This window comes from Leifsonia sp. HAY1-4F (assembly GCF_056755275.1).
This window is the reverse complement of sequence record NZ_JBNDHX010000539.1, coordinates 1-242: the sequence shown is the minus strand read 5'-3', so window position 1 is coordinate 242 and position 242 is coordinate 1. Positions and strand designations below refer to the sequence as shown.

Genomic DNA, 242 nt, shown 5'->3' with positions numbered 1-242 from the left:
CCCCCCCCCCCCCCCCCCCCCCCTCTCGAAAAAAACAACCCCCCCACCAAATTAGCGAGTGTCTCGTGGGCTCGGAGATGTGTATAAGAGACAGCCTCTTCATCGCCTACGCAGGCGGTGTCGCGGCGATCGACCCGATGACCGCGGCGAGCGGACGGAAACGCGGGGCGGCGAGCAGGAACACCACGAGGGCGGCGGAGGCCTGTCTCTTATACACATCTGACGCTGCCGACGACGGAGAG

General features: G+C 65.7%; 1 protein-coding gene. It reads left to right on the top strand.

Annotated elements, in window-relative coordinates:
- Positions 1-242: hypothetical protein (locus ACPYOG_RS20430; RefSeq protein ID WP_481295903.1), on the top strand; the 242-nt coding region annotated here is incomplete at both ends.